The following is a 12596-nucleotide window of genomic DNA, read 5'->3' as shown; positions in this document are numbered from 1 at the left end:
TGGCCGTGACCTCCCCGAAGGACTACCCGAGGAGCGAGAGCACACCCTGGGGGACGGCGTTGGCCTGGGACAGCATCGCGGTCCCGGCCTGGGACAGGATCTGGTTGCGGGTGAACGCCGTCATCTCCTGTGCCATGTCGACGTCCCGGATACGGGACTCCGAGGCGGCGAGGTTCTCGCTGGCGACCTGCAGGTTGTTGAGCGTGTGCTCCAGGCGGTTCTGCGTGGCGCCGAACGTGGCGCGCTGCGCCGAGACCTGGGCGATCGCGTCGTCGATGATCCCGATGGCGTCGCTGGCGGCGGTGGCCGAGGAGTCGAAGTCGGCCACACCGCCGGACTTGAGGTCGGAGATCAGCTCATTGGCGCCGGTGCCGAGGAAGTTGACGTCCATGAAGGTGGAGACCGAGACGCTCAGTGTCTCGCCGCCGTTGGCCCCGACCTGGAAGGTGAAGGTCCCGGCGTCGAGCACGTTGGCGCCGTTGAACTGGGTGGTGGCGTTGATCTGCTGGATCGCGTCGTGCAGCTGGTCGACCTCGGCCTGTGCGGCCGCGACCGACGCCCCGCCCGAGCCGCCGTTGGCGCCGGTGTTGCTGGCCTGGACGGCCAGGTCACGCATGCGCTGGAGCATGCCGTGCATCTCGTTCAGCGCCCCCTCGGCGGTCTGCACGAGGGAGATGCCGTCCTGGACGTTGCGACCAGCGACCGCGAGGCCCCCGACCTGGCTGCGCAGGTTCTCGCTGATCACGAGGCCCGCGGCGTCGTCGCCGGCCCGGTTGATCCGAAGACCCGACGACAGCTTCTCGAGGTTCTTCCCGAGCGCGTTCTGTGTCTGTGAAAGGTTCCTGTGCGCGTTGACGCTCATCAAGTTGCTGTTGATGCGCATGCCCGCCTCCTCCGTGAGTGGGTTCGCACCACCCGTCCTTGGGTGGTTCGCACATCTCTGATCGGACGGTTGGCCGCCGAGCTGAGCAACTTCGTACCGGCGACGATGTCGGGGCCGAGCGAATCAGAAGGCGTACCGGATCCGGCATCCGGGCAGGTGCTGGTCCACCAGGTCGCGGAACTGCTGCACCCACTGTCCCTTCCAGCCGGTCCGATAGCGCACGTTGACCTGACCGCTCTGCGAGCGCTTCACCTCCTGGATGTCCGGGCGCCACAACACGTCCTCGGCCTTGGGGTGCCAGCGCATGTTGACCTCGTGGAGGTCGGCGTTGTGGGTCAGCATGATGACCTCGGCGGCCAGCTGCGCGCGGGCAGCCGGGGACAGCACATCGGCCAGCTCCTCCAGCAGCGGTGCCCATTCCGCCTGCCACCCCTCGTGGAGCACCACGGGCGAGAAGTTGAGGTGGACCTCCCATCCGGCGTCGACGAAGTCGTTGATGGCCGCGATGCGCTGCGAGATCGGGCTGGTTCGCAGGTCCAGCAGGCCAGCCATGGCGGCGGGCATCAGCGAGAACCGGATGCGCTGCTGCGCGGGGTCCCAGGTGAGCAGGTCCCGGTTGACGTACTTGGTCGCGAAGCTGGCCTTGGCGTGGGGGTGGTCGCGCAGCAGCCCCACGGCCTGCCGTGTGGCGTCGGACAGCAACGCATCCACCGACGCGTCGCTGTTCTCCCCGAGGTCGTAGACCCAGCGGTCGGGGTCGCACTGGTTGGGTGTGGTCTTGGGACCCTGTTTGTCGGCGTGCCGGCGAAGGGTGGCCAGGATCCGCTCGGTGTTGCAGTACACGGTGATCGGGTTTGCGTAGCCCTTGCGGCGCGGGACGTAGCAGTAGGCGCACGCCATCGCACACCCGTTGGCCAGCGACGGGGCGATGAAGTCCGCCGAGCGCCCGTTTGGCCGCACCCTCGGCGAGGACAGCACACCGAGGACGAGGGCGTGCCGCTTGACCGCCATCCAGCGTTCGGCGTTGCCCTCGTTGCCGTGCAGCCCCGCGATGCCCTGGTGTCCCTCCACCTCGATGCGCTCGGCATGGGGGAATCGGTCGAGCACCTGTCGGCCGGTCGGCAGGTCCAGGACTGCCGGCTGCAGGTAGATCGTCCGGACGTCGAGCAGCCGGTGGAGGTCGGCTCCGGTCCCGTCAACAGGGTCTGCTCCCATCCGCCCCAGCGTAGCGACGGTGTGCGTGTGGCCCGGACCGCACCCCGGTCCCGTCTGGTGCCGGCCCCGCGCCCCGACCACGCGGCCCGTTCGCCCGGCTCAGCGGCTGCTGCGCTCGGGCACCGCAACCCTGACGGCCGCCGGCAGCACCTCGAGCTCGACGGGCGTCTGGCCGGCGGGATCGCCGTCGACCTGCAGCTCGAGCGCCGGTTCGGCCTCGAGCCGGAGCCGCCGGCACGAAACCCACTCCGTGTTCGGATGGGCGTCGCGACCGAGCGCTGTCATGCCTGCTGCTGTCGTCAGCACGTGCCATGGTGTGGCGCGTCGGACGATCCCGACGTGCAGCCGACCGTCGTCCGGTCGTATGTCGGCATCGACGATGACGCTCTGCCCGATGCGTCCGATGTTCAGGCAGAGCACGGAGTGGCCCCGGACCGTGCGTCGCTCGCCGTCGACCTCGAGCTCGAGGTGGCGCTCGTCGAGCCCGACGGTGTTGCGCAGCCCGGCCAGCACGTAGGCCAGCGAGCCGAGCACGTTCTTGACACCGCGGGAGGCGTCGCGCACCAGCTCGGCGTCGAAGCCCGCGTCCACCATGAGCACCGCGTGCTCGTCGCGGTCCAGGAGGTGCAGCACGTCGAGGTCACGCGCGCGAGCGCCGGCGGCAACCTGCGCGGCCGCACCGGGGTCGTCGACCGGGATGGCGAGGGCTCGGGCGAGGAGGTTGGCGGTCCCCGTCGGCACGATCCCGACCGTCACGCCGCCGTCGGCGGACGCCACCCCCGAGATGACCTCTCGGACCGTGCCGTCGCCGCCGACGGCGACCACCATGTCGTGGCTGCCCTGTCTCGCGGCCTCTGCGGCCCACTGCCGCGCGTCCCCCTCTCCCTCGGTGCGCCGCACCTCGACGTCGACGCGGTCGGCTCCCAGGGTCTCGGTGATCGCGTGCTGGGTCTCGTCGGCGTCGTGGTCACCCGACGCCGGGTTCAGCACGACCAGGGCGCTGCGGCGATCGGGGGCGTCCTCGGGCGGCCGGGTGACGGCGTCGAAGTCAACCACGAGCTCCACGATGCGCTGCGGGCGGTGCCAGTTCAGGAGGTGGCTCGCACCATCGACCGTCACCAGGTGAGCGTTGGGGATCTCGTTGGCGATGGACCTGCCGTGTCCCGACGGGGTGGTGCTGTCGCTGCCGGCGACCACGACGATGGCCGGCAGGTCGATCCGGTGCAGCCGTCCTTAGTAGCTGCGGTTCGACAGCTCACCGATCAGCGTCGCGAGCGCATGGTGGTTTGTGCGGGCGAACTCGTCGAGGAGCTCCTCGGACACCGCTGAGGACACCCCGGCGCCCTGCGCGAAGCCGCCGAGCAGCAGGCCGAGGGTGCTGTTGCGCAGCAGCCGTGCCGGCACGCTCGTGCGGGTGGCGGCTCCGTCGACGGCGTCGGCTGGCGCCCCGTCGAACAGGTCACCGGCCAGCGTCGCGACGAGGATGAGTCCGCGCAGCCGGTCAGCGGCTTCCGGGTGCTCCACCAGCGTCGCGAGCGTGATGAACCCGCCGGTCGAGTGGGCGACGAGCAACGCGTCGTCGGCCTCGAGGTGCTCGAGCACGGTGCGCAGGTCGCTGACCAACTCGTCGGTCGTGACGTGGCGGTCGTCGTCCAATGAGCCGCCGTGTCCTCGCCAGTCGAACGTGACCACGCGGAACCCTTGCTCGACCAGTGGCGTCGCCACCAGGTTCCAGGACGCTGCGGTCAACCCGTAGCCGTGCGTCAGCACCACGACGTCACCGTTCGGGTCGCCAGCGAGGTGGACCCGAACTCGGGCGCCGTCGTCCCGGTTGAGGTCCACCACCTCGCCGGGCGGCCCGTTGCGCAGTGCGTGCCGGGTATCGGTGTCCAGCGAGCTGGCCAAGGACTCTGCCTTCCGCACCACCTGGGTCGCCACCCACATGCCCCCTCGGATCGAGGCAATCGCGCCGCGTCCTGTCTGCCGCCTCAACGATCCGAACACGTCCACGCCGACCTCCTCCGACTCAGCCTACGAACCGCGCGATCGGCGCGCGGACTTGCTGCCTCGTACGTGTGGGATTCGCCACCACGGCCCTGGTGCAGGGTCACGGCAGGTCCTTCGCGTGGTCGAGGGCCCGGCATGCGGTCCGTTGCCACGGAGGTCAACCGCGGTCGTCCGAGGGGGCCACGGCGCCCACCGACGCCCCTCGGGCCCGAGCGGCGGGCGGGTAGCAGAGCGGGTCGGCCGCCGGTGGGACACCCCTCCGACGACCGACCACGAACGATCAGCCGGCCGCGCTGGCGGCCTCCTGCAGGACCACGTCGGACACGAGGCTGCTGTCGCCGAAGGCGCTCACCGTGCTGAGCGGGGCCTGGGCCCCGATGAACGACCGGGTGGTCTCCAGCAGGTCGTCAGCGGCCACGTAGAGCACCGGCTCGCCAGTGTTGACCGCGGCGGAGGTGAACGCCAGGACCCAGGCGTCGTCCACGTACCCGTTGACCAGCGTGACCGCGTCGATGCCGCTGCTGCGCGCGGCGAAGTCCTCGGCGATGACGCGAGCCGTGTCGTCGCGGGAGGCACCGGCCAGCCTGGTGGCGACGATCTCCTGGTCGCTGAGCGCCTCGTTGACCATGGCCTCGACCTCGGCGCTGAGGGCAGCCTCACCGCCGAGCAGGGTGACGGAGCTGACACCCAGGTTGATGAAGCGACCGATGTCCGGGTGGAGCGTGTGGGACGGGGTCACCAGGACCGGGGCACCGAACATGCCTCCGTACGCCCCCCCGGTGGCGGAGTCCACGGCGTTGTCGGAGCGCGCGATGAGGAGCTCGGGCTCGCCGGTCTCGCCGCGGTTCTCGCGGATGTGCAGGACCTCTTCGGCAACCTGCAGCGACGTCTCCACACGGGTGGGTCCGCTCACCCTCTTGTAGCAGTACTCCCCGAACAGCTCGTCCTCGATCTCCTGCGACAGCGCGTTGGTCCCACCGAGCATGTAGACCTCGAACTCGCCGCGGTCCACCAGCTCGGCGCAGTTCCCGGGCGGCAGGACGCGGTCCATCTCGGCGCGGACGCGCTCGTCCAGGCTGTCGGACGGGTTCAGCAGCAGCGGAGCGCCCAGGGTCCGGGCCAGCACCGCGCCGCCGAGGTTGTCGGCGAAGTCATCGCTGCGTCCGAGGACCACTGCCGGCGCGCTGTCGTCGGCGAACACCTCCTGGGACACGGCGAGCGCAGCCTCCACGGGTTGGCCGCTGCCCACGTCTGCCGCGCGCCTCAAGGCCTGGGGCTGGGCGTGGGCGACGCTGGGGAACAGGCTCAGGACAGTCAGGACGACCAGCGTCGTGGCAAGTCGTCGGGTGGAGCGGTGCATGCGATTTTCTCCGTGGGTCAGGGACTTTTGGGCGCCGGACCCTATCCCGTGACCCTCGCCGGCCCGGGGAAGCTTGCCGATCGTTCGGGGACGGGAACACCCGCGGGGGAGGGCAGCGGCGGCGGTGACAGACCACCGGTGTGGCGTCGGCACCGGATGGGTGCGTGGACCGATCGACGTCGGAGAGTGGTCCGACGGAACGGTCAGGCCGTCACGAGGTGACGGGTGCTGGCCGGTGGAGAATCCGACTGTGGGTGGGCGAGGGGGGACTTGAACCCCCAAGGACCTAAGTCCACACGGACCTGAACCGTGCGCGTCTGCCAATTCCGCCACTCGCCCGTGGCCTCATCGCAGTGAGGAACGGAGAGTGTAGCGAGGCCCCGGCGTGTCGGCCAACTCACATTTCCGCCCTCCCGGACATGGAACGATCACCCCGTCAGCGGCGTCGGAAGGGACATGCCAACACTGACCATCCCGCGACTGCTCCTGCTGTCCGTCCTCCTGCTCGCCCTGACCGCCTGTGCCGACGGCACCGCGGTCGGCGCCGGCGGGCCGGCCGACGACGACACCGCCAGCGAGGCCCCGATCCCCGTCGAGCCCGACGGCGGCATCGGTGATGGTGCCGGCGCCCCCGGCGACTCCTCCGCCCCGATCGACGACGGGCCCATCCCCGTCGAACCCGACGGCGGCATCGGCGACGGGGCCGGCCCTCCCGGCCCGCTCGCCGAGCCACCCAGCTTCGGTGTCTCCTCCGAAACCGACTCGTTGTCGGCCGACCCGTACGCCTCCTGCTGGACCACCGAGGACACCGGCGTCTGCAGCGACGGAGCCCCGACGCCGATGGAGTACCCCTTGAAGGCCGACGCCCAGCTCGTCGTCACCTACGAACCCGGCACCGTCACCGCCTACGCCTGGCCGCTGGACGAGGCCGACCCCGCCGCCGAGCCAGCCGACGCCGACCGCACCGAGCTGACCGTGGTCGAGGAGCACCCGGGCGTGAACCTGATCGACGTCTCGACCCTCGAGCCCGGCTCCTACCACCTCGCCCTCTCCTGGGCGGGCGAGCAGGGCGACGCCCACACGGCGGTCGCGCTGGCCATCGAGCGCTGACCCGACGCCACGGCCGGCCCTCCACCACGACCCGAGTTGTGCAGCTCGGCCGCCGTGCTGGCCGTGCTGCACCACCCCTCGACCGTCTGGTGCAGCTCAGCCGGCCAGCTGGCCGAGCTGCACATCTCCTCAGCCGCGGAGGTCCCGCCGGTCGAACAGCGGGACCGCCGCGGCGACCAGCACCACGAAGATGCCGACCAACACGCCGGCATGCCCCCAGGCCATCCCGTTGACCAGCGGGTCGCTGGACAGGAAGTAGTGGAACGGGCTCAGCACCGCGAACGGCTCGAAGGACTCGGCCAGGGGGAAGAACGAGTCGACGAAGTACCCGACCACACCCAACCCGGCGGCGCCGTACACCGCGAGCTTCACCCGGCCGGTCGCCGCACCGATGAGCAGCGCGACACCGCCGAAGACGAGGCCCAGCAGGCTGCCCAGTACCGACGCAGCCGCGACGCCGGCGATCGGCAGGTCGAACCCCGCGATCAGCACGCCGATGGCCAACCCGGCGAACGTGCCGACGGCCAGGACGACGGCGAAGACCACCATGGCCAGGGCCTTGTGGACGAGCACCCGCCTGCGGGAGATGGGGCTGGCCAGCAACATCCCCATCGTCCGGTTCTCCTCCTCCCCCGCAAGGGCTCGCGAACCCATCGACGCGAACAGCGTGATGGCGGCGATTGGGAAGACCGACGCCAGCAGCTCACCCTGGATCCAGCCGCTCGGCGTGGACAGGTCGACGCCACCGATGGCCGCGATCATCGCGTCCGGCAGGTTGCTGAAGACCTCGCCGATCGAGTCGGGCAGCAGGTTGTACATCGGCACCACGAGCAGCGCCATGTAGAAGATGATCGCGAGCACGACCGACAGCAGCGCCTGGTGGTCCGAGATCGTTCGGGCGGTGATCCCCGACACCCGGGCGGACCCCGCCAGGCGCTCGACGATGGCCTGGGTCCGTGGGTTGGTGCGCAAGCGGTCGAGGATGGTGGTCCCGGTGCTCGCGCCCCGCAGGTCGCGTCGGCGGACACCGATGAGTGCCACGGCGCCGAGGACCACGGACAGCCCGACCTGCAGGCCGAGGTGGCCCCAGCCGACGCCGTTGAGCTCGGGTTGGCTGCCGTTGAACCAGGACCAGGGGAAGACCTTCGCGACGTCGGCGAGGCCCTCGATCAACGGCAGGAACGACGTGGCCAGCCAGGACACGACCATGGTTCCAGCCGCCACCCCGACGGCCGCACCGCGGTTGCCCGTCCAGCCGCCGATGGCGAAGGCGACCATGCCCCACACCAGCGCGTTGACCGTCAGGTGCAGCATCAACGCTGCGACGTGGATGCCGGTGATGTCGACACCCAGCACGGCCGGCACGAGCAGGGCGGCGCCGAGGTAGATCAGCCCTCCTCCAGCGAGGAGGGTGGCCATCGACGCCAGCTTCGACACCGTCACGTCGGTGCGGCTGCGCGGGTTGGCCAGCAGCAGCCCGAGCGTCCCAGCCCGTTCCTCCCCGGCAATGGCGCTGGCCCCGAAGGAGATGGCCACACCGGCCAGCGTCATGGCGCCCATCAGGTTGTACATGGCGCCGTAGGCGATGCCGCCGATCCCGCCGACCTCCGCGGAGATCCCGACGGCCTCGAGGAACGCCGCCGGCAGCTCGTAGTAGAACGACGTGTCGATCTCGGCGTACACAGCCATGGCCATCCACAGCAGCAGGCCGATGCCGACGCCCGCACCGGCCACCGAGGTCCAGCGGTCACGCAGGGACTTGGCGTAGACGCTGCCGAGCATCAGGCCCGCACCTCCGCATCGGTTGCCGCGGGGTGCACGTCGTCGGGGCCGTCGGTTCGGTAGTAGGCGAGGAAGATCTCCTCCAGGTCCGCCTCGCCGGTCGAGATGTCGATCAGCTGGCGGCCGCTGGTCGCCTCGGCGATGAGGGCCTGCATGTGCCCCTCGAAGGAGAGGGTGACGGTCCGGTCGACGACGCGGACGTTGCTGACCCCCTCGACAGTCGAGAAGGCGTCGGCGGCGACGGGGTCGGCGAAGGCCATCTCCACCGTGCGCAGCGCCTTGGACCGCAGGTCGGTGACGGACTCCACGTCGACCAGCAGCCCTCCGCGGATGATGCCGACCCGGTGGGCGGCACGCTGGACCTCCGACAGGGTGTGGCTGGACAGGAAGACCGTGCGGCCCGCGGCGGCCACCTCGCGCATCATCGCCTGGAACTCCTGCTGGACCAGGGGGTCGAGGCCGGTGCTCGGCTCGTCCATGATGATGACGTCGGGGGTGTTCATGAAGGCCTGGATGAGGCCGATCTTCTGCCGGTTGCCGGTGGAGTGGTCGCCGACCTTCTTGGTCAGGTCGGCGTCCAGCCGCTCAGCCAGCCCGTTGACGACCGACCAGTCGACGCCGCCCCGCAGGTTCGCGAAGTAGGTGAGGGTGTCGTGGCCCGTCAGGTTGGGGTACATCGACAGGTCGCCCGGGAGGTAGCCGATGTGCCGGCGGATCTCGACCGCTTGGCGGTGGCTGTCCATGCCCAGGATCGAGGCCGATCCAGCGGTGGGCCGGAGCAGGGCCAGGATCGTGCGGATCATGGTGGTCTTGCCGGCCCCGTTGGGGCCGAGGAAGCCGAAGACCTCGCCACGGCGGACCTCGAGGTCGAGGCCGTCGAGGGCCCGGAAGTCGCCGTAGTCCTTGGTCAGGCCGACTGTCTGGATCGCTGGGGTGTCGCTCATGTCAGCTGTCCTCCGTGGTGGTGGTCTGTGTGGCCGCGATGGCGGCGGTGATCCCGGCGGCGGCCTCGTCGGTCACCATGCCGCCGCTCAGCAGCTCGAACGCGGGAGCCATGTAGCGGCGGATGTAGGTCGGGTCCGCTTGCAGCGACGGGCTCAGCAGGTCCACATCGAGCAGGGCCTTGACGTGGTCGTGCAGGACCAGCGCGCCCAGGGACCAGATGGTCAGGACCGCCGCGCAGCCCTCGGGGTCGTCGAGCTCGTTCAGCAGGCCGCTTGCTGCTCCGGCCTTCATGTAGACGACGGCGTCGTCGACCATCTCGCGGACGAGGGCGGTCACCCGCGGCGTCCCGTCGACCATCGTGCGGGCGAGGTAGGCCATCAGCGGCGGTCCGTCCGAGGCATCACGAAGCGCGGCGATCGGATCGACCTGTGCCCCCTGGGCCATCGCCTCGGTCTTCAGGCGGCGGACCTCTCCCACGATGTGGGTGTCGCAGACGTCGCGGAGCTCCTCCATCGACCCGTAGTGGTGGATGACGGACCCGGCCGAGACGCCGGCCCGGGTGGCCACGCTTCGAGCCGTCAGCGCCGAGGGGCCGGCTTCGGCGACCACGTCGATGGCCGCGTCCCGGATCCGCGCCTTGGTCGAACGATCATCGGTTGAACGCATGTTCAACATGCTAAACGAATGTTCAATGTGCAGCAAGGCCGGTTTCCCCGCCGAGCTGCGCAGCACGTCAGGGCAAAGGTGCAGCAGGGCCGGCCCCCCGGCCGAGCTGCACAACTCCCGGCCCCCGGAGCGCGCCGAGCGCGCCGGGCGCGCCGGCCCTCGGGGCACTCCCGACCCTGGGGGCGCGCCGGCCCTCGGGACGCGACGGACCGGGTCAGTCGGCGGGGGTGTCCGGGCCGGTGGAGGGGTCGGCGGCCAGCTCGGCCAGGTGGCTGGTCAGGCGGACGCGCTGCTCGACGGTCAGCTCGTCCCAGTGGGTCAGTCGCGTGATGGTGTGGGCGACGTCGGGATCGTCGGGGTCGGTGTCGGGCCGGTTCCCCAGCCGTACGGCGTAGGTCGCGATCGAACCCGTCACCGACCCCAGCACGCCGATCCCGGTCAGCATGAGCAACGTCGCGATCCCCCGACCGGCGCCCGTCACCGGAGAGATGTCGCCGTAGCCGACGGTGGTCGCCGTCACGACCGCCCACCACACGCCGTCACCGATCCCGTCGATGCCCGGCTCGATGGTGGACACCAGCGTCCCACCGACCACCACGAGCCCGGCGGCGACGATCAGCAACGACCCGGTGTGGTTGGTCGTCAGGACGTCCCTCGTCGTGCGCAGGACCCGCCAGATGACGACGCCCGACCGCACGATCCGCAGGACCCGGAGCGCCCGGAAGCCACGAAGCAGGTCCAGCGGGATGATCGCCACCAGGTCGATGACGTTGGTCCGCACGAACTGCCGTCGGTTCTGCGCCACGGCCAGCCGGGCCAGGTAGTCGGTCAGGAACAGGCCCCAGATCGCCCACTGGGTGGTCACCGCCACCTGGTCGTCGCGGTTGAACCACAACACCGCCAGGACGGCCGCCGCGATCATCAGCGCCTCCCACGCCCAGCGCAGCATCCGGCCGATCGACGACGCCCGATCGAGGTCCATGTCGTCGACGTTGATCTGGGTCCGGACCTCCGCGGCCGCAGCCGAGGCGATGACGGCAAGGCGGCCCATCAGTATCCCGCCCAGCCCGAGCGGGCCGCCTCGACGATGACGGGGTCCAGCAGCGTCGACGCCTCGACGGACGCCGGGTCGGGCAGACGGTCCGGCGGGAACACCGCGGCGGCCGCCAGCACCTCGTCGGTCAGGAAGCGCAACGCAGGCGCATCGCCGGGGATGCGCAGGGCGGGCTCCCCACCGAACGTCGCGAGCACGAAGCCCCAGTCCCCGAAGGTCGGCACGTCGACGTGATAGGGCACGGTGGCCAGCCCCGCGTCCTCGACGGTGGCCTGGATGGTCCAGAACGCCAACGGCACGAAGTAGGGGCTGCCGGACTGCACGACCATGCGCCCGCCGGGGGCCAGCAGCCCGGCGGCCATCCCGTAGAACTCCACGCTGTACAGCTTGGCCAGGTCCACGGTGTCGGGGTCGGGCAGGTCGACCACGATCACGTCGACCGGCCCGCTGCCGCCGTCGCGTACCCACGTGAAGGCGTCGTCGTGCACGACCTCCAGGCGCGGGTCGTCGAGGGACCCCCGGTTGGCCTCGACGATCCTCGGGACGGTGCGGGCGGCCGCAACCACCGCCGGGTCCAGGTCGACCAGCGTGACCGACTCCACGTCGTCGTAGCCGAGGACCTCGCGCGCCGCCAGGCCGTCGCCGCCACCGAGGATCAGGACCCGGTCGTGCGGCCCGTTCATCGCCGGGTGCACGAGCGCCTCGTGGTACCGGTGCTCGTCGAGGGTGGAGAACTGCAGGTCACCGTCGAGGAACAACCGGGTGTCGGGTCCGTCGGGGGTCGTGGACTCGGTGATGACCAGGTCCTGGTAGGCGGTCTGCTCGTGCAGCACGATCGGATCGCGGAACAGCTTCTGCTGGGCGGTCAGCTCGAAGTCGCCCGTCTTGACGTGCATCAGGCCGATCAGCCCCAGGGCGACCACCCCGGCCGCCAGCAGCCACCGTCGACGGTCGGGCAGCAGCACCAGCCCCGTGGCCAACCCGGCGGTGACGTTGACCGCACCGACGAGCAACGATCCGGTCAGCAGGCCGAAGACCGGGAGCAGCAGGAACGGGAAGACCAGCCCACCGACCAGCGCGCCCACGTAGTCCGCGGCGGACATGTCGGCCACCACGAACGCCGGGTCGTCATCGCCCAGCCGTCCGATCAACGCCATCAGCAGCGGGATCTCCGCACCGATCAGGGTGCCCACGGCAACGGCTGCCACCAGCAGGGCTGGGGTGTACAGCCCCAGCCACGCGAACGCGGTGTACAGCGCCGGCACGCAGAACGCCCCGACGACCCCGAGGACCAGCTCGACGGCGACGAACCCCGCTGCCGGCCGGCCGATCAGCCGCTTGGCGACCAGGGCCCCGATGCCCATCGACGCCAGCGCCACGCCGAGGACGAGGCTGGTCTGGGTGATCGAGGAGCCGACCAGGTAGCTGCCCGTGGCGACCAGCGCAAGCTCGTAGACCAGCCCACAGGCCGCGCAGACCGCGACGACGAACAGCAGCGCCGTCCGACCGACACGACGACCCGTGGGGGCGTCGGTCGCCGCGGGGCTGGTCAGGGTCGCCACGGTCGGGTCCGC

11 protein-coding genes and 1 tRNA gene are annotated in these 12596 nt (G+C 70.7%); 1 reads left to right on the top strand and 11 read right to left on the bottom strand.

Annotated elements, in window-relative coordinates; genetic code table 11:
- Positions 1 to 22: 22 nt before the first annotated feature.
- From DVS28_RS00220 to DVS28_RS00195, 6 genes are all read right to left on the bottom strand, one after another.
- Positions 23 to 883: a flagellin N-terminal helical domain-containing protein gene (locus DVS28_RS00220; RefSeq protein WP_114589655.1), complete on the bottom strand. Its 861-nt coding sequence runs from the start codon at positions 881 to 883 to the stop codon at positions 23 to 25.
- A 123-nt stretch (positions 884 to 1006) separates the two neighbouring features.
- On the bottom strand, positions 1007 to 2098 hold the full coding sequence (locus DVS28_RS00215) for a spore photoproduct lyase family protein (protein ID WP_114589654.1): 1092 nt from the start codon (positions 2096 to 2098) through the stop codon (positions 1007 to 1009).
- 99 nt (positions 2099 to 2197) lie between these two features.
- Entirely contained in the window at positions 2198 to 3295 is a 1098-nt protein-coding gene (locus DVS28_RS00210) for a diacylglycerol/lipid kinase family protein (RefSeq protein WP_216826299.1), read from the bottom strand.
- A gap of 36 nt (positions 3296 to 3331) precedes the next feature.
- Positions 3332 to 4003, bottom strand: coding sequence for an alpha/beta fold hydrolase (locus tag DVS28_RS00205; RefSeq protein WP_216826298.1), 672 nt, complete (start codon positions 4001 to 4003; stop codon positions 3332 to 3334).
- A gap of 382 nt (positions 4004 to 4385) precedes the next feature.
- The gene (locus DVS28_RS00200; protein WP_114589651.1) at positions 4386 to 5465 is read right to left on the bottom strand and encodes a cell wall-binding repeat-containing protein; all 1080 of its coding nucleotides are present in this window, start codon (positions 5463 to 5465) and stop codon (positions 4386 to 4388) included.
- A gap of 255 nt (positions 5466 to 5720) precedes the next feature.
- Positions 5721 to 5804, bottom strand: a tRNA-Leu gene (locus tag DVS28_RS00195).
- A gap of 117 nt (positions 5805 to 5921) precedes the next feature.
- Between DVS28_RS00195 and DVS28_RS00190 the strand changes: the two genes are divergently transcribed.
- Positions 5922 to 6575, top strand: a complete 654-nt coding sequence (locus tag DVS28_RS00190; RefSeq protein ID WP_114589650.1) for a hypothetical protein — start codon at positions 5922 to 5924, stop codon at positions 6573 to 6575.
- Positions 6576 to 6704: 129 nt separating this feature from the next.
- On the opposite strand, the gene DVS28_RS00185 is transcribed toward DVS28_RS00190, so the two are convergent.
- The 5 genes from DVS28_RS00185 to DVS28_RS00165 all read right to left on the bottom strand — a co-directional run bounded on the left by DVS28_RS00185 (position 6705) and on the right by DVS28_RS00165 (position 12584).
- Positions 6705 to 8357 (bottom strand): ABC transporter permease subunit, encoded by a 1653-nt coding sequence (locus tag DVS28_RS00185; RefSeq protein ID WP_114589649.1) that lies wholly within the window; start codon positions 8355 to 8357, stop codon positions 6705 to 6707.
- The gene (locus tag DVS28_RS00180) at positions 8357 to 9301 is read right to left on the bottom strand and encodes an ABC transporter ATP-binding protein (protein WP_114589648.1); all 945 of its coding nucleotides are present in this window, start codon (positions 9299 to 9301) and stop codon (positions 8357 to 8359) included. Before DVS28_RS00180 ends, DVS28_RS00185 begins: the two co-directional genes overlap by 1 nt.
- A 1-nt stretch (position 9302) precedes the next feature.
- A complete protein-coding gene (locus tag DVS28_RS00175; protein ID WP_164709732.1) occupies positions 9303 to 9968 on the bottom strand; it encodes a TetR/AcrR family transcriptional regulator in 666 nt (221 codons plus the stop codon).
- Between the two features lie 214 nt (positions 9969 to 10182).
- Positions 10183 to 11019: a potassium channel family protein gene (locus tag DVS28_RS00170; RefSeq protein WP_114589646.1), complete on the bottom strand. Its 837-nt coding sequence runs from the start codon at positions 11017 to 11019 to the stop codon at positions 10183 to 10185.
- A complete protein-coding gene (locus tag DVS28_RS00165) occupies positions 11019 to 12584 on the bottom strand; it encodes a polyamine aminopropyltransferase (protein ID WP_114589645.1) in 1566 nt (521 codons plus the stop codon). The genes DVS28_RS00170 and DVS28_RS00165 overlap by 1 nt, the downstream gene beginning before the upstream one ends.
- Positions 12585 to 12596: the final 12 nt, after the last annotated feature.

Source organism: Euzebya pacifica (genome assembly GCF_003344865.1).
In the GTDB taxonomy this organism is placed as follows: Bacteria; Actinomycetota; Nitriliruptoria; order Euzebyales; family Euzebyaceae; genus Euzebya; species Euzebya pacifica.
Note: the sequence above shows the minus strand (reverse complement) of the source record. Positions and strands in the feature narration are given on the sequence as shown.